The organism is Microbacterium sp. NPDC057741 (assembly GCF_042798735.1).
Lineage (GTDB): Bacteria > Actinomycetota > Actinomycetes > Actinomycetales > Microbacteriaceae > Microbacterium.
Window position 1 is genome coordinate 902,996 of sequence record NZ_JBHVJW010000001.1, and the last position, 20,420, is coordinate 923,415.

Genomic DNA, 20,420 nt, shown 5'->3' on the forward strand with positions numbered 1-20,420 from the left:
ATCAACTCAGCGCCCGGATTCGCTTGCAGGCATCGCCGCAGCACCGGGCGCTGAGTCTTGCTGCGACCTGTCTGCTCAGTACGCCAGCAGCGCGGCCCTGGTCACCCGGGTGCGCACCAGCAGCGCGTGCTCGTCCGCGGCGGCGTACCTGTCGTGTCCGTGGATCGCCCGCTGCCGCACGGCGGCCAACTCCGTGGCATCCCGGATGAACGACTTCATCAGCGGTCGCCGGTCGCCGCGCAGCGTCGACGCCCACCTCATCGCCGTGCGCCGCCCCGTCGGGGTCGCCAGCATGGTGACCTCCTCGGGTGTGAACCACCCGGCCTTCGCGTAGTCGCCGAGCCGCTCCCTGGTCAGTCGCGCCTCTTCGCGCTTGAGCGCGATGATGCCCAGGATGAAGCCGATGAACAGCGGCACCTGCATGGTGAGATACAGCGGGAAGAAGTCGCCGAACAGCGAGGAGCCGTTCCACAGGGCGTGCAGCGCCATCGCGCCGAGCAGCCCGACGCAGCCGGCGCCGAAGACGCTGCCCATGCTCGCCCCTCGTCGCGCCGCGAGACCGATCGCGAAGCCTGTGACGGAGGTGAACATCGCGTGCGCGAAGGGCGACATCAGCCCCCGCACCACGAACGTCGCCGTGAGGGCCTCGCCGCCGCCCTCGTGCAGGCTGATCGCGAAGTACTGGATGTTCTCGGTGAAGGCGAACCCGGCTCCGACCAGAGCGCCGTAGACGACGCCGTCGACCGGTCCGTCGAACGCGCGCCGCGCCATCACGAAGATGAGGAAGACGCCGAGACCCTTGGCGATCTCCTCGACGATGGGCGCCTGTGCGACCGCCGTCAGCGCGTCGGGTCTGGCGCCGAACATCTCACCGAGGCCGCGGTCGACCAGCAGGGCGATGCCGACCGCGGCGATCCCGCCCCATGCCAGCGCGAAGATCACCAGGCTGCGCGGCTCGGGCTCCCACCGGTCGATGAACCAGACCCCGAGCAGCACGATCGCCAGTGGGACGAGAGCGAGGAATAGACCGAGGAGGGAAGCCCCGGCACCGAGGGCGTTCACGAAGTAGCCGATGAGCTGCAGCAGCGCGAAGCCCAGCACGCCGAAAATCCAGATCGCCACTGTGCGGCCGGTTCGCACCGGCGCGGGAAGTGCGGGCAGCGCGGGTGCGGGCGCCGGCGCGACCGGGGCTGCGGGTGCCGCATACCTCGGGGCCCTCGCCAGCGGCGACGCGTACACGGGGCGCGGCGGCTGATACTGCTGCGGTCCGCCGCCCTGCGCGGGCGGCGGACCGTAAGCGGGTGGCTGTCCTCCGGAGCTCATGCAGGACAGCCTATTGGCGACAGCGGGTCAGTCGTCCTCGGCGGCGACGATCGGGATCGCCGCGGTCACAGTCTCGAGCCCCGACAGGCGCGCCGGCGAGAGCTGCTTGGTGACCTCTTCACGAGTCATCAGATCGGCCTCGACGACGAGGTCGGCGATGTTGCGGCCGGTCAGCAGCGCCGTCTTCGCCAGCGCAGCGGAGGCCGCGTACCCGATGAACGGGGTGAGGGCGGTGACCACGCCGACCGAGGCGCCGACCATGGCGCCCAGGCGATCGGTGTTCGCGGTGATGCCGTCGACGCAGTTCACGCGCAGCGTCCACATCGCCTGGCGCATCCAGGTGATGGACTGGAAGATCGAGTGCGCGATGACCGGCTCGAACGCGTTCAACTGCAGCTGACCCGCCTCTGCCGCCATCGTGACGGTCATGTCGGCGCCGGCGACGGCGAACGCCACCTGGTTGACGACCTCGGGGATGACGGGGTTCACCTTGCCGGGCATGATGCTGGAGCCCGCCTGCATCGCGGGCAGGTTGATCTCACCCAGACCCGCCTGCGGGCCGGACGAGAGCAGACGCAGGTCGTTGCAGATCTTGGAGAGCTTCATCGCGTTGCGCTTGAGCGACGACGAGAACGACATGAACGAGCCGGTGTCACTGGTCGCCTCGACCAGGTCGCTGGCGGTCTGCAGGTCGAGACCGGTGATCCTGCGCAGGTGCTTCAGAACAGCCGGCGCGTACGCGGGGTGCGTGGTGATGCCGGTTCCGATGGCCGTGGCGCCCATGTTGATCTCGAACAGCAGCGAGGCGTTCTCGGTGAGGCGGGCGTGGTCGAAGCCGAGGGTCGAGGCGAAGCCGTGGAACTCCTGGCCCAGGGTCATCGGCACGGCATCCTGCAGCTGAGTGCGACCGACCTTGAGGATGTCGTGGAACTCGCGCGACTTCTTCAGGAACGAGCCGCGCAGCAGGTCGAGCTCTTCCAGGAGCGAGCGCAGTGTCAGCGACAGTCCGATCTTGACGGCCGTCGGGTAGACGTCGTTGGTCGACTGGCTGCGGTTGGTGTGGTCGATCGGCGACAGGAAGTCGTAGTCGCCCTTCTCGCGCCCCGCCATCACGAGCGCGATGTTGGTGATGACCTCGTTCGCGTTCATGTTCGTCGAGGTTCCGGCGCCGCCCTGGATGACGCCGACCACGAACTGGTCGTGGAACTCGCCGTCGATCACGCGCTGCGCGGCGGCGTCGATGAGGTCTGCCCGCTCGGCGTCGAGCACGCCGATCTCCTTGTTCGCCCGCGCACTGGCCTGCTTGACCATCGCGAGGCCGACGACCAGATCGGGGTAGACCGAGATCGGGCGCTTCGTGATCGGGAAGTTCTCCTCGGCGCGGAGGGTGTGCACGCCGTAATAGGCGTCCGCGGGGATCTCCATGCTTCCGATCGAATCGGTCTCGGTACGAGTACGGGCAGGCGCGTCAGCGGCCATGTCACATCCTTGTGGGTGTTCGGCGGGTACTGGAAAGCGGGGGATGCACCCAGTCTACGCCGAGGGCTTGCGCGAGAACGCCTCCAGGCGCTGCTCGGGCGTGAGCGCCGCCATCTCGCGCACCCACTCCTCGGAGAAGAAGTCGCCGGTGGGCGCGTCGACGACGGGCACCACTGTGTGCGTGATCGTGTCGGGGTACACGTGCACCAGATGGAACGACTGTCCGGCGTCCATCCCGTTCACGTCCACCGCCGGCAGCGCGACGTTCATCGAGTAGCAGGTGGACGAGGCGACGTTCACCGGTACCCCGGCGAAGGTTCCGGCCGAGGAGTAGTGCAGATGGCCGGCCAGGATGCCGCGGACGTCGGTGCCGCGGATCACGTCGGCGAACTCGTCCTGATGGCGCAGCTCGAGGATGTCGAACAGCGGCAGGTGCGAGGGCAGCGGCGGGTGGTGCAGCGCGAGCAGGGTGCCGCGCGGGGCAGGAGTGCGCAGCTGCTCGGCGAGCCAGTCCAGCTGACCGGAATCCAGGTCGCCGTGATGCCAGCCAGGCACGCTCGAGTCCAGGGCGATCAGACGCAGGCCGTCGAGATCCCAGACCCCGGTGACGGGCTCCTCGGTCGGGGCCGCGTCCAGCAGCTCGGCCCGCAGCGCCGGACGCTCGTCGTGATTGCCCGCGACCCACACGATCGGGCACCGGAGCTCGGATGCCACCGGTTCGAGCGCCGCCCGCAGCCTGCGGTACGCATCCGGCTCGCCGAAGTCCGTCAGGTCACCGGTGACGACGATGGCCGAGGGCGCCGGATGCACCTGGCGCACGGCCTGCAGAGTGCGGGCCAGGTTCGCGTCGGAGTCGGCACCGCCCGCATGCCGCGCTCCCCCGGCGAGCAGGTGCGGGTCGCTGAGATGGATGATCGTGTGCGACGCCGCCTCATGACGACCGAACGCGGGAAGGGCGGGCATGCCCCTCATGATAAGCCGCAGTCAGTGCCCGATGACGATCAGCGTGATGCCGCCCAGCACGGCGAGGCCGCACAGGATGAAGCATCCGATCGCAGCCAGGAAGGCGAGCGTCTTCTGCGCGTCGGTGAGCGGGCTCTTCTTCGCCGCCTTGGCCGCCTGCTTCTCGGCGCGGCGGATCTCCTTGTCGGTGAGCACGGTGATCGCGTCGGTGAACTCCGCAGGGGACACCACCGGGATGCGTCCGGCGCGGACCAGCATCCGCAGTCCGAGGGAGTAGAAGACAACGATCGCGACCGCGCCGACCAGTGCGGCGAAGAAGACGTAGCCGAAGTCGATCCAGTTGATCTCGACGCTCATCGGGCGTCCTCCTGCTCATCGATGTCGAGGTCCCACTCGGCCAGCTGCGCGCGGGCCCGGCGGCTGCCGCTGAGCTCTTCCCATTCCTTGGCCGCCTGATCGGCCTCGGCGTACTTCTGCGCGGCGCGCTCTGCGGCCTTGCGGGCGGCCTTGACCTCGCCGGGCGTCCCGCCCGCCTTCTTCAGCTTCTTCGCCTTGCGAGCGGCACGCTCGGCCTCATCTGCCTTGCGCTCGGCGCGCTCCAGCGCGCGCATCAGCTCGATGCGGCTGGTGCGGCGGGTCGGACCGGGGACGTCGGGCTGGTCGACGGCGTGGCCGGACTCCGCGACGTCGCTCATCGCGTTGGACGCGGTCACGGCGTTCTTGCGGGAGCGCAGGAAGATGCCGACGATGATGATGACCGCGGCGATCGCGTCGATCGCGACGCCCCAGCCGCCGAACTGTACGACGAGCACCGCGGCGATGGCGCCCACGGCGCCGGCGGCCGGGAGCGTCAGCAGCCAGCCCAGCGCGATGCGTCCGGCGGTGCGCCAGCGCACCGTGGAGCCACGGCGTCCGAGCCCCGAGCCGATCACCGAACCGGATGCGACCTGCGTCGTGGAGAGAGCGAAGCCGAAGTAGCTCGAGGCCAGGATGGTCGCCGCGGTCGAGCTCTCGGCGGAGAAGCCCTGCGCGGGCTTGACGTCGGTGAGGCCCTTGCCGAGCGTGCGGATGATGCGCCAGCCGCCCAGATAGGTGCCGAGCGCGATCGTGAACGCACAGGCCACGATCACCCAGAACTCCGGGTTGTGATAGTCGGCGCTGTTCCGGTCGCCTGTCTGCCAGCCGACCGAGATCAGGGCGAGGGTGATCACGCCCATCGTCTTCTGGGCGTCGTTCGTTCCGTGCGAGAGCGCCACCATCGACGAGGTGAAGATCTGTCCCCAGCGGAAGCCGGAGCGGCCGTCGGGCCGTCCGTCGTATCGCCGGGTGATGCCGTAGGCGACCTTTGTCGCCGTGTAAGCGATCACACCGGCCGTGACGGGGGCGATGAGCGCGGGCAGCACGACCTTGGAGAGCACCATGCTGAAGTTGACGCCGGCCAGGCCGTAGCCCACCAGGGTCGCGCCGATCAGGCCGCCGAACAGGGCGTGCGAAGAGCTGGACGGCAGGCCGAGCAGCCAGGTCAGCATGTTCCAGGTGATCGCGCCGATGAGGCCGGCGAAGATCAGCGAGGGCAGCAGGTCATGCGGGATGTCGGCCTCGTTCACGATGCCGCCGGATACCGTCTTCGCGACCTCGGTGGACAGGAACGCGCCGACCAGATTGAGGCCCGCCGCCAGCAGCACGGCCACCTTGGGCTTGAGAGCACCGGTGGCGATGGGCGTCGCCATCGCGTTCGCGGTGTCGTGGAAGCCGTTCGTGAAGTCGAAGAACAGTGCCAGCGCGATGACCAGCACGACGATGAGGGCTGCGGTTTCCACCGGTCGCTTTCGTTGAAGATGCAGAGACAGTGCCGACGGGGTCGGCGTGACGAACGAAGAGTTCACCGTGGGTTCACGTTCCGTTGATCGGCCCTTGTGAATCCTCCCACCCCGCTCCCCCTCGGTCAACTTGCGCCCGGTAGCGTGGGAGGGTGACCGAGCAGACCACGAGCGCGCCCGCAGCGGCGCGCCGCCCCGCGCCCCGCACCCACCACGGAGACACCTTCGACGACCCCTACGAATGGCTCCGTGCCAAGGAGGATCCCGAGGTCGTGGCCCACCTCGAAGCCGAGAACGCCTACACCGAGCAGCGCACCTCGCACCTCGACGCGCTCCGCGAGCGCCTGTTCCAGGAGGTCAAGGGCCGGGTGCAGGAGACCGATCTCTCTGTGCCGACCCGTCAGGGCGACTGGTGGTACTACGGCCGCACCGAGGAGGGGGCGCAGTACGGCATCCAGTGCCGCACCGCGGCATCCGCCGACGATTGGACCCCGCCGAAGCTGGTGCCGGGTGAGCCGGTGCCCGGCGAGCAGGTGCTGCTCGACGGCAACGTCGAGGCCGAGGGGCACGAGTTCTTCTCGCTCGGTGCGTTCGATGTGTCCGACGACGGCACCCGGATGCTGTGGTCGGTGGACGTCGAGGGCGATGAGCTCTACACGGTGCACGTCCGCGACCTGGCGACCGGCGCGGACTTCGACGATGTGATCGAGAACACCGGTCAGGCCTTCTTCACCCCCGACGGCACCGCAATCCTCTACACGACGCGCGATGAGGCGTGGCGGCCCGACACTCTCTGGCTGCACCGACTCGGCACCCCGGTGGCCGACGACGTGAGGCTGTTCCACGAGCCCGATGAGCGGTTCTGGCTCGGTGCGGGCATCACCCGCTCCAAGAAGTACCTGGTGGTCGAGATGGGCTCGAAGATCACCAGCGAGGCGCACCTGTTCGACTTCGCCGACCTGACCGCCGGCGGCAGGGTGGTCTGGCCTCGCCGCGACGGCGTGGAGTACGAGATCGATCACGCCGTGATCGACGGCGAGGACGTGCTGTACGTGCTGCACAACGAAGACGCCCTCGACTTCGAGCTGGTCGCCGTGCCGGCATCCGACCCGCAGGCTGAGCGCCGCGTCGTGCTGCCGCACACGCCCGGACGCCGCATCCTCGAGGTGGACTGCTTCCGGGACTTCGCCACCGTCGAATACCGCCGCGAGGGGCTCGGGCAGATCGCGCTGCTCTCCTACGCCGACGACCGGCTCGACGAGCTGGAGTTCGACGAACCGCTGTACTCGGCGTGGTTCTCCGGCAACCCGGAGTGGCATGCCCCGCTGCTGCGGATGGGCTACGTCTCGTTCATCACGCCCTCGACGGTGATGGATCTCGACGTCACGACCGGCGAGCGCCTGGTGCGGAAGCAGCAGGCGGTGCTCGGCGGCTACGACCCGGCGGACTACGACCAGCGACGGCTGTGGGCGACCGCGGAGGACGGCGCGCAGGTGCCGATCTCGCTGGTCTGGCGGCGCTCGTTCGGCGAGCCCGGCTCCGAGCCCCGCCCAGTTCACCTGTACGGCTACGGCTCCTATGAGTCGAGCATGGACCCCGGTTTCTCCCCCATGCGCCTGTCGATGCTCGACCGCGGCGTGGTGTTCGCGATCGCCCACGTCCGCGGCGGCGGCGAGATGGGCCGGCACTGGTATGACGACGGCAAGATGCTGCGCAAGCGCAACACGTTCACCGACTTCGTCGCCTGTGCGCGGCACCTGGTGGATGCCGGAGTCACCACGCCCGAGCAGATGATCGCCGAGGGCGGCAGCGCCGGAGGCCTGCTGATGGGTGCCGTCGCCAACCTCGCGCCCGAGCTGTTCACCGGCATCCTCGCCGAGGTGCCCTTCGTCGACGCGCTGACGTCGATCCTCGATCCGTCCCTGCCGCTGACGGTCGTGGAGTGGGACGAGTGGGGCGACCCCCTGCACGACCCCGAGGTGTACGCCTACATGAAGTCGTACACGCCGTACGAGAACATCAGGACGGATGCCGCATACCCGCCGATCCTCGCGATCACGTCGATCAACGACACCAGGGTGCTGTACGTGGAGCCCGCGAAGTGGGTCGCGGCGCTCCGGTTCTCCGGCGCCGAGGACGTGCTGCTGAAGTGCGAGATGGCCGCCGGGCACGGCGGTGTCAGCGGGCGCTACAACGCCTGGCGCGAGCGCGCGTTCGCGCTGGCCTGGATGCTGGACCGCTTCGGCCTGGCGGACTGACGAGTCAGGGCCGGCGCGCGGCGCCGGCCCTGCTGCTCAGCCGAAGAGCGCCGCGGCCTCGTCATAGCGGCTGCGCGGCACGGTGTTCAGCTCGCCGAGGGCGTCCTCGAACGGGACGCGCACGATGTCGGTGCCCTGCATGGCCACCATCTGCCCCCAGGCGCCGTCGACGATCGCGTCGGCGGCGTGCAGGCCGAGCCGGGTTGCGAGCACGCGGTCGAACCCGGAGGGTGAGCCGCCGCGCTGGATGTGACCGAGGATGGTCGCCCGCGTCTCGATGCCGGTGATGCGCTCGATCTCGGGCGCGAGCCGGTCGCCGATGCCGCCGAGGCGGGGGCGGTTGAACGCGTCGAGCCCCTTGTCGCTGTAGGCCTCGTCCATGCCCTCGAGCTTGAACCCCTCGGACACGACGACGAGCGGTGCGCGACCGCGATCGTGGGCGCTGGTCACCAGAGCGGCGATCTCGTCGAGGGTCTGCGGGACCTCGGGGATGAGGATGGCGTGCGCACCGGCGGCCATGCCGGCGTGCAGGGCGATCCAGCCCACGTGCCGGCCCATGACCTCGGCGACCATGCAGCGCTGGTGCGAGTCACCGGTGGTGCGCAGCCGGTCCATCGCCTCGGTGGCGATGTTGACGGCGGTGTCGAAGCCGAAGGAGTAGTCGGTGGCGCGCAGGTCGTTGTCGATGGTCTTCGGCACGCCGATCACGTTGATGCCGTCCTTGGCGAGGCGGTCGGCCGCCGCCAGGGTGCCCTCGCCGCCGATCGCGATGATGCCGTCGATGCGGTGCCCGTACAGAGTCTTCGCGATGTTCTCGGCGCCGCCGCGCTCGCCCTCGTAGGGGTTGGTGCGGCTGGTGCCGAGGATGGTGCCGCCGACCTTCGACAGGCCCTTGACCTCGTGCCGGGTGAGCGGGAAGAAGTCGCCGTCGACCACGCCGCGCCAGCCGTCGCGGATGCCGACGAACTCGAGATCGTAGGCGGTGGTGCCCTTGAGCACGATGCCGCGGATGACTGCGTTCAGTCCGGGGCAGTCGCCACCGCTGGTCAGAATGCCGATCTTCATGCTGCTGCCTTCATGCTTCGGGGGAAAGGGTAAAGGCGACGCTGCCTGCTTCCGACCCTAGTGGGCGGCGGCATCCGATGCCATTCGAAGTGACCGAAAACCGGGAATCTTGCGGGGCGCATCGGGCCGAAACGACGATCTTGCGAGATCCTGTCGATATCCAACGCCAGAGGGCGTCAAGAACATTTGTTCTTAACGCCCTCTGAACGGCTTGTGACGTCAGGCGCCCTGCAGCGCCTCGCGCAGCAGGTGCATGAGCGCGCCGAGCTGCACGGACTCCGTGCTTCCCGGTTCGATGTTCTCGCCGTCCAGCGCACGGCCGGCCAGGCCCTGCTTCTGGTCGATGAGCTCGGCGATCTTGGTATCGATCGTGTGCGCGGCGATGATGCGCCACGCGGTGACCGGCTCGTCCTGACCGATGCGGTGCACTCGGTCGATCGCCTGGGTCTGCTCGGCCGCGGTCCAGCTGAGCTCCGCGAGCACGACGTTCGAGGCCGCCTGCAGGTTCACGCCCACGCCGGCGGCGGTGAGCGAGCACACCGCGATGCCGACGGCCGGGTCGGTGTTGAACGCGTCGATCGCAGCCTGGCGGGCCGGGGTGGTCTGGTCACCGCGGATGGAGACCGCCTTGATGCCGGATGCCGCGAAGTGCGCCTCGGCCTGGTCCATGACGTCGATGTGCTTGGCGAAGAACACGACCTTCTCGACCGAGCGCTGCAGCTGAGCGGCGTAGTCGGCGGCGAGCTGCGCCTTGGCCTGACCGATGCGGCGCACCATCGTGAAGACGTTGTCTCCGCCGGTGCCTGCGGCCTTGGACTCCTCGAGCTCGTTGTGCGCGACCAGACGGACGATGTCGTCGTCGATCTCACCGGCATCCGAAGGTCCGTGCGCGGCGGCGCGCGCCTCGACGATGCGGCGGTACTTCGCCGCCATCCGCTGGCCCAGCTCGCGCTCCGCCTCGCGGATGCCGCGGCCGAACTCGTCGTCCAGCTGCACCGGCAGGTCGGCGATCAGCTTGTCGGGCAGATCGGCGGCGACGTCCTTCTTCTTGCGCCGCACGATTCCCATGGAGATGACGGCCTCGCGGGCCTCGGCGTAGAACGACTTGTCGGCCGGGGTGAGCCCCGTGGCATCCAGCTTCTCCATCAGCGCCGGCTCCGGCTTCTCGCCGTTGGTCCAACCGAGGAAGCGCCAGATCGCGTCGAAGTCCTCGACGTCGTTGATCAGCGGCGTTCCGGTGAGGGCGAGCATGAGCGGGTCGCGCTCGCGGTCGCGGATGCGGGAGGCCAGTGCCAGCACGTTCTGCGAGCGCTGCGAGGAGAGGTTCTTGATGAAGTGCGCCTCGTCGACGACCATGCCCTTCAGGCCGATCGAGCTGAGCCAGGACAGGTGCCGGTCGAGGATCTCGTAGTTCACGATGAACACGTCGGCGAACGCGTCGATGTCGGTGCCGTCGCCCTGGATGACCGCGGCGCGGCGCTGAGGCGTCCACAGCTCGACCTCGCGGGCCCAGTTCATCTTCACGACGTTGGGGACGACGACCAGCAGCGGGTACGCCTCGGCGACGGATGCCGCGAGCACCGACTGCGCGGTCTTGCCGAGGCCGGGCTCATCGGCGAGCAGGAAGCTGCGGTGGCCGGCGCGCACGGACTCGATGAACCGCGACTGGTGCACCATGACCTCGCGGCCCTTGGGCGAGATGTGGTCGTACTCGGGCACCGGCGGCAGCTCCATGGTGGCCGCTCCCCCGCCGGCACCGGACTCGAACGCCTTGTAGAGCGGGCCCATCAGCTCCCAGCCGTCCAGGCGGCGGCGCGGCGTGGAGGCCGGGCGCGGCGTGAGATCCGGTGCGAGGAAGGGGTTCGAGAGCTGGCGGGCCTCGACCGAGGGCGGGGTGACCTGCTTCTCGGCGAGCGCGGCCGAGACCACGGTGGTCTGGCGCACCGGAGCGATGTCGGTGATGACGAGCTCCTCGGGCGCGAGCTCCGCACCCGATTCGAGCAGCCAGTCCCGGCGCATCCGCTTGGCCACGGGGCTCGTGGCCTGGTCGGCCTCGAGCAGCTGGATCAGTGAGGTGTCGCGCGCGGCGGTCTTCGCGAGGATGGTCGCCACGCCGTCGAGGCGCTTCAGCAGTTCCGCGCGCGCCGAGTCGGACAGTTCGGGGTCGGCCTTCACCCTGGCGCGCTCCTCGCGCACCAGGAAGGCGATGACCTGGAACTTGACACGATTGGTGGGCCCGAGCTTTCCGCGCTGGGCCTTCGCCTCGATCTCACGCACCTTGCGCGCGAGGATCGGGATCAGAGGCGCCTCGTCATCGCGACGGGACGTCTTCTTTCGCCGCGGGGCGGCGGTCGCCGTGGTCGGCATGCTCCTCCTGAGCTGAGATATCCGTGCCGAGGATGCTCGGCCGTACCTGTCGTCCGCGGGCGGCGTGCTGCCGGAACGGACCTCACCGGATGCGTATTCGCATGGCGACTGCGCATTCGGGCCGATGCCCCCGCGACCTCCGGATCGCCGGCGCCGATGCGCAGCAGATGCGCTCGGGCGGGAATCCGCGCCTAAGTCTACGCCATCACGCGGTTCCGGCGCCGCGACAGGCCGTGTGTCAGACGCCGAGCAGCCGTTTCGCGGCGGCGACATCCGCGTCGATCTGGGCGATCAGCGCGTCGATCCCCTCGAACGCGACCATGCCGCGCAGACGCTCGGCGAACTCGACGGTGACATGGTGGCCGTAAAGGTCCAGGCCGGTCTCACCGAGCACGTGCGCCTCGACCTGCCGTCGCGCCACATCATCGAAGGTCGGGTTGGTGCCGACCGAGATCGCGGACGGGTACCGCCTGTCGCCGTCGACCAGCCAGCCGGCGTAGATGCCGTCTGCGGGAACCAGGGCATCGACCGTCTCGGAGAGGTTCGCTGTCGGGAAGCCCAGCTCTCGCCCGCGCTTGAGACCGTGCACCACCTCCCCTGTCACCGAAACCGGTCGACCCAGCACCTGTGCGGCCTGGGCGACGTCACCGGCATCGAGCAGTTCGCGCACCCAGGTCGACGACACGCGCCGGTCGGAGCCGGGCAGGAACACGTCCTCGACCACGTCGACCGTGAAGCCCTGCTTCGCGCCGAGCTCGCGGAGCAGCTCTGGTGTGCCCGCTCCCCCGCGTCCGAAGCGGAAGTCCGCGCCGACCAGCACCGTGCGCACGTGCAGCGCATCGACCAGGATGCCGGTGACGAAGTCCGCGGGCTCGCGCGATGACAGCTCCCGGTCGAAGGTGAGCACGAGCGTCGCGTCGATGCCCGTGCCGGCGAGCAGTTCGAGCTTGCGCTCCAGATCGACGACGCTCTCCGGGCAGATCTCCGGACGAAGCAGCGCGAGCGGATTGCGATCGAAGGTCACGGCGACGGTGCGGGCGCCGGATGCCTCCGCGTCCTCCTGCATCTGCCGGATGACGGCCTGGTGACCGATGTGCACGCCGTCGAACTTGCCGATCGCGACGACCGAGGGGCCGAAGTCGGCCGGCACGTCCTCCGTGCCGCGGAACACGATCATGACGCGACCGCCGGACGGTGGGTGCGCAGCCACCACAGGCCGCAGATCGGCAGCACGAGCGGGATGAACACGTACCCCATGCCGAAGTACGACCACACCGAGTCGTGCCCGAACAGCTGCGGCTCGACAAGGCTGAGCGTGCCGACCACCAGCACGCCGACCAGCTCGAAGACGATCGCCACCCAGGCGACCGTGTACCAGCCCGGCTTGCCTGCGTTGATCAGCGCAAGAGTCGCCAGGATGTACACCACGGCGGCCAGCGCCGACAGCGTGTACGCCAGCGGCGCCTCGTCGAACCTGCGGACGATCTGCACGAAGCTGCGTCCCGTGGCACCCAGCGCCATCACGGCGTAGACGATCACGAGGACGCGGCCGACGCCCGTCATGCGGGCGCTCGAAACAGTGTTGGTCATGGCGTGTTCCAGTTTAGAGGCGTCCTTCGTCTCGCTGCGCTCGCTCAGGAGCCGTCAGGCGACCTGGATCGTCCAGATGGTCTGCATGCGCCACAGCATGATCGCCAGCGAGAAGCCGACGACGCCGAGGATGACGGTGCTCCAGCGGCTGCGCTCCAGCAGCGCCCAGGCGACGCCGCCCAGCGGCAGCAGCACCGCAGCGACAAGGTAGACCCAGAACTCGAGGAGATCACCTGAGGGCGGGTTGCCTGCGAGCGGCGCGATGATGGCGACGACCACCTGCACGAGCAGCAGCAGCTCGACGACGGCGAGGCTGCCCACGGTCCAATCGCTCGGCCTGCGGCCGGCGAAGCCGGCGATCAGGCAGAACAGCCCGGACGCACAGGCGAGCGCGATCTGCACGATCGTGAACCACAGGATCATCGGGATGCCTCCTCGGGCATGTTCATGGCGCTCTTCAGGTCCTTGCCGCGTGCCTCGACCACCCCGACCAGGAGGTCGTCGGGGTCGATCGCGGCGGCCAGCGGCGCGGTCAGTCGCGGTGCCTGCCCGCCGAGACGCTTGCCGTGCCGCAGGTCGCGCGCCTCGTCAGCAGTGACGGCGAGCACCGGCAGCACGCGTTCGGCCGCCGCGGCCGGGGTCATCGGCTCGGCCTCGGCCAGTTGGTCGATGGTCACGGCGTCCGCGACATCGAAGCGGCCGACCCGGCTGCGGCGGAGCGCGGTGAGATGCCCGCCGACACCCAGTCCTGCGCCGAGATCCCTGGCCAGTGCACGGATGTAGGTGCCCGACGAGCAGTCCACGATCACGTCGAGGTCGATGCCCCCGTCGGTGCGGCGCTCCGCCAGCACCTCGAAGCGCGAGACGGTCACCTCGCGGGCGGCGAGTTCGACCTGCTCCCCCGCGCGGACACGGTCATATGCCCGGCGCCCGTCGACCTTGATGGCCGAGACAGCACTGGGGACCTGCGAGATCTCGCCGGTCAGCGCGGCGATGCCGGCCTCGATCGCGGATGCCGGCACATCCCCGGTATCCGTCGTGGAGACGATCTCGCCCTCGGCGTCGTCGGTGGTCGTCGCCTGACCGAGACGGATCGTCGCCTCATAGGTCTTGTCGGCGCCGACGATGTACGTCAGCAGCCGGGTCGCGCCCTCGATGCCGATGACGAGGAGACCTGTGGCCATCGGGTCGAGTGTGCCGGCATGCCCCACCTTGCGGGTGCCGAAGGCACGGCGCACGCGCGCCACGACGTCATGGCTGGTGAGCCCGCCTGGCTTGTCGACGAGAAGGATTCCGGGCGAGACCATCCCACAAGCCTACGGCGAGTCAGCCGCAGACCTCGTACGGCGGCTCGTCGCGCGAGGTGACCGTCACCGCACTCACCGTGTCCTCTCCGGCGCGGAACGAGAAGAAGATGGCACCCTGGCCCGGCCCCGCCGGCCCCACGCGCAGCAGCGCGCCGTCGCCGACGGTCGGCTTCTGCACGGCTGCATCCGGGTGGGCTGCGAGCACCTCGTCGCGGCTGGATCCGAGGCCCAGGCCGTCGGCGGTGCGCGGGCCGTCAGCCGGCTTCACCGTGTCGGTACTGGACTCCGTCTCGATCGTCGTGACGTTCCCGTCGCTGATGTCGCTGCTGCGCGCGAAGTACACCGTGACGCCGGTCGCCTGATCATTCCGGAACGCCGCCCAGGTGCAGTTCTGGTCGACAGTCCAATTCGGCACGCCCGCGACAGCGTCGGCGAAGAGCTCGTCCAGCTGCACGGGCCCCATGCCCTGCTCGGTGATCGTCCAGGTGCGCACGTCGGCCGGGTCGGCGTCGGTGTGCTGCGTCTCGATCGGCGACGGCGTCGGCGACGCCACCGACGTCGGCGGCGGCGCAGTGGTGCTCGTCGGCGACACCGTGCCGCATCCTGCCAGCGCGACCGCCAGCGCCAGCGCGCCCAGCATCGCTGCGGTGCGCCTTCCCTTCGTCGTGTTCATGGCTCGCCCTCCGTCGCAGCCGTGCCCCTCGATAGGCTGGCTGGATGCCCACGCCCGCGACTCCCCCCGCCGCGTGGCGCCCAGCTCTGCTGGAATGGTACGCACACGAGGCCCGCGATCTGCCCTGGCGGCGAGCGGAGTTCTCGGATCGTTATGGCGCATGGGGCACGCTGGTCAGCGAGTTCATGCTGCAGCAGACGCCCGTGACCCGTGTCATCCCGCACCTGCGGGAGTGGCTGGAGCGCTGGCCGACTCCTGCCGCGCAGGCTGCCGCGACGCCGGCCGAGGTGGTGCACCAGTGGGCCAACCTCGGTTACCCGCGGCGAGCGCTCTGGCTGCATCGCGCCGCGATCGAGGTGGTCGAGAGGCATGGCGGCGTCGTCCCACGTGACGTCGACGCGCTGCTCGCGCTGTCCGGCATCGGCGACTACACAGCCCGCGCCGTCGCCGTGTTCAGTTACGGCGACCGGCATCCGGTGGTCGACACCAACACCCGTCGGGTGATCGCGAGGGCCGTCGACGGGCGCTCACAGCCCGCTCCGCCGGCGCGGGCCGACCTGACCCGCATGTCGGCGCTGCTGCCTGAAGACGACGCGGATGCCGCCGTGTTCAACGCCGCCGCGATGGAGCTGGGGGCCGTGGTGTGCACGGCCCGCGCGCCCCGGTGCGAGATATGCCCGATCGCGGCATCCTGCGCCTGGGTCGCCGCAGGTCGTCCCGACACCGGCGACGAGCGCCGCCGCCAGGCGCGCTACGAGGGCTCGGACCGGCAGACGCGCGGCGGTATCCTGCGCGCGCTGCGGCACGCGCAGGATCATCGGATGCCTGCGGATGCCGTGCTCGCGGACTGGCCCGACCGCGTGCAGCGGGACAGGGCGATCGACTCGCTGATCGCAGACGGCCTCGTCGAGGCATCCGACGATCACCTGCTGCTCCCCCGCTGAACGCATGGATGCCCCGGGAAACCCGAATCCCCGGGGCATCCGCACGCCGTGTCACGGCGTCAGGCGATGCGAATCAGCTGCAGGCGGCGACGAGCTCCCACGCACCCCACTGGGATGAGCCGGGGGTCTCGCCCTGCGTCCACCACTTCGCCTTGTAATCGGACCCCTTGTAGCTCACGGTCGAGCCTCCGGGGTACGCGGTTCCGGCGCTCCATGCAGCGGCGCAGGCGCCGGGAGTCGTGCCTGGGTCGGTGCCGGGATCGGTTCCCGGATCCGTGCCGGGGTCGGTGCCGCACGTGCCGGCCTTCTCCCACACGGCGTTGGTGCCGGGCTTGTCGCCCTGCGTCCACCACTTCGCCGTGTACTCGGCACCTTCGAAGCTGACCTTCGCGCCGCCGCTGTACGTCGCGGTCGCGGACCAGGCCGCCGCGGCGCAGGTGCCGGGGTCGGTGCCCGGATCCGTTCCGGGGTCGGTTCCGGGGTCGGTGCCGCCGCCGTTGCCGGGGGTGTCGCCGTCGCCCGGCGTGCCGGTGCGCAGTCTGTCGGCGTAGGCGCCGATCAGCTCGCCGTTGCGATCGCCGTCGAGCTCCCAGAACATGCCGCCGCCGAGGCCGAGGTCCAGGGTGTACTGCGCCTTGCGCTCGATGGACTGCTTGTTGTCGTAGCTCCACCACTGGTCGCCGTTGTAGCGCCAGGCGGAAGCCGTCGCGGCGTCGTAGTACTCGGTGCCGAGGCTCTTCAGCTTGTCGTAGTCCTCATTGCCGGCCTCCCAGGTTCCTGGCGCGGCGCCGGTGGCAGCGCTCCACGGCTGAGCCGAGGTGACGCCCTTCCAGCCACGACCGTAGGCGGCCATGCCGAGGCCGATCTGCTTCGGGTCGATGCCCGCCTTCAGGTACATCTGCACGGCCTTGTCGGCGCTGAACCGGCGGTTCGGTGCGCGGGTGTCCTTCGGGTCGTCGAAGAGGTTCGCCTGGTGCCCGGTCAACGCCGGGTCCCACGCGCCGTGCAGGTCGTAGCCCTGCACGTTGCCGTAGTCGAGGGACTTGAAGTTCTCGGGGTCGTTCCAGCCGCCGGCTGTGATGTCATCCGGGTTGGCGGGCAGGAACGCCGAGAGCAGGTACTTCTTGCCGCTCGTCGCACCGTAGGCGTCGAGCTGAGTGCGGAACTCCTTGAGCAGAGCCTTGAAGTTCGCCTTGTCGTTCACCTCGTCGACGTAGTTGCCGACATTGCCGTTCTGGCTGCCGGGCCACTCCCAGTCGATGTCGACGCCGTCGAAGACGCCCGCCGCGGCGGCCGCGCCGCCGCGGCCGTCGATCACGGGCAGGTTGCCCTTGATGTACAGGTCGATACAGCTCGACACGAACGCCTTGCGAGAGGCATCCGTCGCCGCCGCCTTGGAGAAGTTCTTCGACCAGGTCCAGCCGCCGAGCGAGATCAGCACCTTCAGGTTCGGATGCTTCGCCTTGAGCTGCTTGAGCTGGTTGAACGAGCCCGCCAGCGGCTGGTCCCACGTGTCGGCCTTGCCGGACACCGACGATGCGGCGTCATAGCTCATGCCGAAGTCGGCCCAGGCATCGCCTGCACCGTCGGAGCCGTTCGGCCCCTCGCCCTGTGCCTTGTTCGCGATGAAGCACTTCAGCGTCTGGTTGTTGATGTTGCCGAACGAGTAGTTGATGTGCGTCAGGTCGTCTGCGGCACCCGAGGCGTCGATCTGCTTGACCTTGAAGTTGCGGCCGTACACGCCCCACTGGGCGAAGTAGCCGACGTTGCGGTAGCCGTTTACGTTGCCGGTGTCGCTCGCCGCGGGGGTCTCAGCGGGTGTGGCCGCGGCAGCCGGCACCGCGAAAGCCGCGGCCAGCGTCGCTGCAGCCGCCACGCCCGCGAGCGCTGCGACGATGCCGCGCCGGGGGGATCTGGTCTTCTTCATACCTTCTCTTCCTGTTCGGCGGATGCCGGGCATCCGCTCCGTACCCCGCGATCAGCGGGAATCCTGATCCGGGCGGCGCGCGGAGGGAAACGCGCCGCCCGGATGTCCAGCGGACGTGGACGTCAGCAGCGAACGCCGTCGCCCCAGACCGAGGCGGAGCCGGGCTTGTCACCCTGCGTCCACCACTTGGCCGCGTACTCGGAGCCGTCGTAGCTGACCTTCTGACCGCCGGTGTAGACCGAGCTCGCACTCCAGGCCGGCGCAGTGCAGGTGCCGGTGCCGCCGCCCGATCCTCCGCCGCTCGACCCCGAACCTGGCTCGACGAGGGTCGCGCCGCGCGTCAGGTCGTACAGCGTGGCGTAGGTCTCGGTGCCGACCGTGACGCGCAGGTTGGAGATCTGCGCCATCGGCAGCCGCCAGCTGAGCTTGGTCCATGCCGATCCGCCGGCCGGGATGCCGCCCGCGGGCACCTTCAGCGAATAGGTGTGGAAGTCGCCCTTCAGGCCGCCGACGTTGCTGCCGGTGTGGTCGCTTCCGACCTTGGTCAGGCCCCATCCGTTCTGCTCGCCCATGGCGCCGGTGTCGCTGGTGCCGGTGTCGAAGGTGATCGTCGCGCCCGCCGGGATGGCGGTCTTCCCATTGTTGGTGAAGGTCACTTTCGGATTGATCGGATAGTTGTTGTCGCCCAGCGCGAAGTCGCTGTAGCCGACCTGCAGATCGAGCGCCTTGGTCGGCATGGCGACGTTCGCCTTCGTCGCGCCGTAGGGCTTCGAGGCCGCCAGGCGGTCGTGGATGATGTCGATCAGGGTCTCGCCCATCTCGTACTGACCCTTGGCCTGGTTGTAGCCGTAGTCTCCCGCGAGCTCCCAGATCATCATTCCGCCGATGCCGTTGTCGGCCACGTAGTCCGCCTTCGCCTTGATCGCCTGGTCGGCGTCACCGGAGAGGAACGTCTTCGTCTGCGCGTTCCACCACCACTCCACCTTCGTGGTCTGGTCGAAATGACGGCTGTAGGTGCCGTTGATCGTCGTCGGTGCACCGTACGAGGCGGTGTAGTCACCGACCACGCCCTTCTCCAGGTTCAGCACGTGCCAGATCGGGTTCGCACCCGCTCCGACCTCGCCGCCCGACTTGTCCAGGTCGTGCCACAGGTTGTTGATGCCGACAGCACCGGCGCCGCACTTGGACGTACCGCCGAGCGACGGCCCCGTGCCCGCCGGGCACTTCGTCTGGTCGGCGAGCGGTGCCGTGCCATAGAGCCCGTCCGTACCGCCCTGCACGCCGTCCCAGCCGCGGGTGTAGAACGGCACGCCGACGTTGATGCGGCCTGCCGGCATCGCGCCGCGGAAGTAGTGGTACGCCCAGTCGGTGTTGAGGTACCCGATGTTGCTGTACGCGTTGTACACGCCACCGGCTGCGAGCTCGGGGTCCTTGCCGTCGTCGTACAGCGCGCCGTTGCCGCCCACGTAGTTGTTCCACGACCCGTGCAGGTCGTAGCTCATGATGTTCACGTAGTCGAGGTACTGCAGGATCTGGTGCGCCTCGGCACCTCGCAGCAGCCAGCCGGATGCCGGGGCGGCGACAGTCAGCATGTAAGCCTTGCCGTCCGCGGCCGAGGCCCGGTCGAGCTTCTCGCGCAGCGTCTTCATGAGCGACTGGTAGCCGGCCCAGAGCTTCGCGCGACGGGGCTCGGAGTACGCGAAGTCATCCGGGCTGCCGGCCTTGCCGTTGCTGTTGGCGTACTCGTAGTCGATGTCCACGCCGTCGAATCCGTAGGTGCGGATGAACTGCACCGCGGAGTCGGCGAAGGTGTCGATCTTGGCCTGGGAGTCGGTCAGCGTATAGAAACCGCCGTCGGCGACGCGGTTGCCGTCGGCATCGAAGTGCCCACCGGTCTCGGCCCAGCCGCCCACGGACACGAGCGCCTTCACACCGGGGTTCTGCTTCTTGTATTTGTTCAGCAGGTTGAAATGACCGGTGTACTTGTACGCCGGGTCCATCTCCGCACCGGCCTGGCCGGGCCAGGTCATGTCGGTGGCCGGGTTGCCCGCGGCATCCTGGTTCACCGACACCCTGCTGTCGCTGCCGATGTGCGCGAAGGCGTAGTTGATGTGGCTGAGCTTGGTCCACGGGATGTCGGATGCAAGGTAGCTCGGCTGCCCGTTCTTGCCGGTGCGCCAGCTGGTGAAGTAACCGATGACGCGGTTCTCGAGGCCGTTGGGCAGCTTCTCGCGGCCGGCCTGGTCGTAGACCGTGCAGTAGGGGACGTCGACACCGGGGGTCTGGTAGAGGCCGTCGGGACGGCACTTCTCATCCGGGTTCGAGGTCCACGGAGTGCCGGGATCCGGAGTCGGCGTGGGAGTCGGGTCCGGCGTCGGCGTGGGGTCAGGCGTCGGGGTCGGGTCCGGCGTCGGAGTCGGGTCGGGTGTGGGCGTGGTGCCGCCACAGGCGCCGAGGTTCTCCCAGGCGCCCCAGGCGCTCGCGCCGGGGGTCTCGTTCTGGGTCCACCACTTCGCCTTGTAGTTCGCGCCCTGGTACGAGACCTGCGCCCCTCCGGAGTATGCCGAGGCTCCCGCCCAGGGGGCCTGACACGGCTCCGCCGCGGAGGCCGTGCCGGTGGCTATCGCGAAGCCCGCGATCACCACCGCGGCGCTGATGACCGCCCCGGCGCGAAGCCGGAACGAGGATCGACGAGTGTGCATGG

Annotated in this window: 16 protein-coding genes; 2 read left to right on the forward strand and 14 right to left on the reverse strand. The window is 69.2% G+C overall.

Annotation, left to right across the window (positions count from 1 at the left end; translation table 11 throughout):
* Window positions 1-75: 75 nt before the first annotated feature.
* Genes ACFVDO_RS04410 through ACFVDO_RS04430 form a run of 5 tightly spaced genes read right to left on the reverse strand, consistent with a single transcriptional unit; the run spans window position 76 to window position 5,585 of the window.
* Complete coding sequence (locus ACFVDO_RS04410) at window positions 76-1,323, reverse strand: PrsW family intramembrane metalloprotease (protein WP_378857970.1); 1,248 nt, start codon at window positions 1,321-1,323, stop codon at window positions 76-78.
* A 27-nt stretch (window positions 1,324-1,350) separates the two neighbouring features.
* The gene (locus ACFVDO_RS04415) at window positions 1,351-2,802 is read right to left on the reverse strand and encodes an aspartate ammonia-lyase (protein WP_378857969.1); all 1,452 of its coding nucleotides are present in this window, start codon (window positions 2,800-2,802) and stop codon (window positions 1,351-1,353) included.
* A gap of 54 nt (window positions 2,803-2,856) precedes the next feature.
* Window positions 2,857-3,765 (reverse strand): phosphodiesterase, encoded by a 909-nt coding sequence (locus tag ACFVDO_RS04420; protein ID WP_378857968.1) that lies wholly within the window; start codon window positions 3,763-3,765, stop codon window positions 2,857-2,859.
* A 21-nt stretch (window positions 3,766-3,786) separates the two neighbouring features.
* Window positions 3,787-4,122 (reverse strand): peptidase, encoded by a 336-nt coding sequence (locus ACFVDO_RS04425; RefSeq protein ID WP_378857967.1) that lies wholly within the window; start codon window positions 4,120-4,122, stop codon window positions 3,787-3,789.
* The gene (locus ACFVDO_RS04430) at window positions 4,119-5,585 is read right to left on the reverse strand and encodes an anion permease (protein ID WP_378857966.1); all 1,467 of its coding nucleotides are present in this window, start codon (window positions 5,583-5,585) and stop codon (window positions 4,119-4,121) included. Before ACFVDO_RS04430 ends, ACFVDO_RS04425 begins: the two co-directional genes overlap by 4 nt.
* A gap of 152 nt (window positions 5,586-5,737) precedes the next feature.
* Here ACFVDO_RS04430 and ACFVDO_RS04435 point away from each other — a divergent pair, with 152 nt between their 5' ends.
* Window positions 5,738-7,843, forward strand: a complete 2,106-nt coding sequence (locus tag ACFVDO_RS04435; protein WP_378857965.1) for a S9 family peptidase — start codon at window positions 5,738-5,740, stop codon at window positions 7,841-7,843.
* A gap of 36 nt (window positions 7,844-7,879) precedes the next feature.
* Here ACFVDO_RS04435 and ACFVDO_RS04440 read toward each other — a convergent pair whose 3' ends face one another.
* From ACFVDO_RS04440 to ACFVDO_RS04470, 7 genes are all read right to left on the reverse strand, one after another.
* The gene (locus tag ACFVDO_RS04440) at window positions 7,880-8,908 is read right to left on the reverse strand and encodes an ATP-dependent 6-phosphofructokinase (protein WP_378857964.1); all 1,029 of its coding nucleotides are present in this window, start codon (window positions 8,906-8,908) and stop codon (window positions 7,880-7,882) included.
* A 219-nt stretch (window positions 8,909-9,127) separates the two neighbouring features.
* Window positions 9,128-11,275: a DEAD/DEAH box helicase gene (locus ACFVDO_RS04445; protein ID WP_378857963.1), complete on the reverse strand. Its 2,148-nt coding sequence runs from the start codon at window positions 11,273-11,275 to the stop codon at window positions 9,128-9,130.
* 238 nt (window positions 11,276-11,513) lie between these two features.
* A complete protein-coding gene (locus ACFVDO_RS04450) occupies window positions 11,514-12,452 on the reverse strand; it encodes a bifunctional riboflavin kinase/FAD synthetase (RefSeq protein ID WP_378857962.1) in 939 nt (312 codons plus the stop codon).
* Window positions 12,449-12,865 (reverse strand): hypothetical protein, encoded by a 417-nt coding sequence (locus tag ACFVDO_RS04455; RefSeq protein ID WP_378857961.1) that lies wholly within the window; start codon window positions 12,863-12,865, stop codon window positions 12,449-12,451. The genes ACFVDO_RS04450 and ACFVDO_RS04455 overlap by 4 nt, the downstream gene beginning before the upstream one ends.
* Window positions 12,866-12,919: 54 nt before the next feature.
* The gene (locus ACFVDO_RS04460; protein WP_378857960.1) at window positions 12,920-13,288 is read right to left on the reverse strand and encodes a hypothetical protein; all 369 of its coding nucleotides are present in this window, start codon (window positions 13,286-13,288) and stop codon (window positions 12,920-12,922) included.
* Window positions 13,285-14,172: a tRNA pseudouridine(55) synthase TruB gene (gene truB, locus ACFVDO_RS04465; protein ID WP_378857959.1), complete on the reverse strand. Its 888-nt coding sequence runs from the start codon at window positions 14,170-14,172 to the stop codon at window positions 13,285-13,287. Before truB ends, ACFVDO_RS04460 begins: the two co-directional genes overlap by 4 nt.
* Before the next feature lie 19 nt (window positions 14,173-14,191).
* On the reverse strand, window positions 14,192-14,845 hold the full coding sequence (locus ACFVDO_RS04470; RefSeq protein WP_378857958.1) for a hypothetical protein: 654 nt from the start codon (window positions 14,843-14,845) through the stop codon (window positions 14,192-14,194).
* A 44-nt stretch (window positions 14,846-14,889) separates the two neighbouring features.
* Between ACFVDO_RS04470 and ACFVDO_RS04475 the strand changes: the two genes are divergently transcribed.
* Window positions 14,890-15,789, forward strand: coding sequence for an A/G-specific adenine glycosylase (locus ACFVDO_RS04475; protein ID WP_378857957.1), 900 nt, complete (start codon window positions 14,890-14,892; stop codon window positions 15,787-15,789).
* A gap of 73 nt (window positions 15,790-15,862) precedes the next feature.
* On the opposite strand, the gene ACFVDO_RS04480 is transcribed toward ACFVDO_RS04475, so the two are convergent.
* The gene (locus ACFVDO_RS04480) at window positions 15,863-17,716 is read right to left on the reverse strand and encodes a glycosyl hydrolase family 18 protein (protein ID WP_378857956.1); all 1,854 of its coding nucleotides are present in this window, start codon (window positions 17,714-17,716) and stop codon (window positions 15,863-15,865) included.
* Between the two features lie 122 nt (window positions 17,717-17,838).
* Entirely contained in the window at window positions 17,839-20,418 is a 2,580-nt protein-coding gene (locus tag ACFVDO_RS04485) for a glycosyl hydrolase family 18 protein (RefSeq protein ID WP_378857955.1), read from the reverse strand.
* Window positions 20,419-20,420 lie beyond the last annotated feature (2 nt).

What these genes read in the sequence shown, in the direction of transcription:
- ACFVDO_RS04410 (WP_378857970.1), bottom strand. Translation starts at nt 1,323, where the DNA reads ATGAGCTCCGGAGGACAGCCACCCGCTTACGGTCCGCCGCCCGCGCAG.
- ACFVDO_RS04415 (WP_378857969.1), bottom strand. Translation starts at nt 2,802, where the DNA reads ATGGCCGCTGACGCGCCTGCCCGTACTCGTACCGAGACCGATTCGATC.
- ACFVDO_RS04420 (WP_378857968.1), bottom strand. Translation starts at nt 3,765, where the DNA reads ATGCCCGCCCTTCCCGCGTTCGGTCGTCATGAGGCGGCGTCGCACACG.
- ACFVDO_RS04425 (WP_378857967.1), bottom strand. Translation starts at nt 4,122, where the DNA reads ATGAGCGTCGAGATCAACTGGATCGACTTCGGCTACGTCTTCTTCGCC.
- ACFVDO_RS04440 (WP_378857964.1), bottom strand. Translation starts at nt 8,908, where the DNA reads ATGAAGATCGGCATTCTGACCAGCGGTGGCGACTGCCCCGGACTGAAC.
- ACFVDO_RS04445 (WP_378857963.1), bottom strand. Translation starts at nt 11,275, where the DNA reads ATGCCGACCACGGCGACCGCCGCCCCGCGGCGAAAGAAGACGTCCCGT.
- ACFVDO_RS04450 (WP_378857962.1), bottom strand. Translation starts at nt 12,452, where the DNA reads ATGATCGTGTTCCGCGGCACGGAGGACGTGCCGGCCGACTTCGGCCCC.
- ACFVDO_RS04455 (WP_378857961.1), bottom strand. Translation starts at nt 12,865, where the DNA reads ATGACCAACACTGTTTCGAGCGCCCGCATGACGGGCGTCGGCCGCGTC.
- ACFVDO_RS04460 (WP_378857960.1), bottom strand. Translation starts at nt 13,288, where the DNA reads ATGATCCTGTGGTTCACGATCGTGCAGATCGCGCTCGCCTGTGCGTCC.
- truB (WP_378857959.1), bottom strand. Translation starts at nt 14,172, where the DNA reads ATGGTCTCGCCCGGAATCCTTCTCGTCGACAAGCCAGGCGGGCTCACC.
- ACFVDO_RS04470 (WP_378857958.1), bottom strand. Translation starts at nt 14,845, where the DNA reads ATGAACACGACGAAGGGAAGGCGCACCGCAGCGATGCTGGGCGCGCTG.
- ACFVDO_RS04475 (WP_378857957.1), top strand. Translation starts at nt 14,890, where the DNA reads ATGCCCACGCCCGCGACTCCCCCCGCCGCGTGGCGCCCAGCTCTGCTG.
- ACFVDO_RS04480 (WP_378857956.1), bottom strand. Translation starts at nt 17,716, where the DNA reads ATGAAGAAGACCAGATCCCCCCGGCGCGGCATCGTCGCAGCGCTCGCG.
- ACFVDO_RS04485 (WP_378857955.1), bottom strand. Translation starts at nt 20,418, where the DNA reads ATGCACACTCGTCGATCCTCGTTCCGGCTTCGCGCCGGGGCGGTCATC.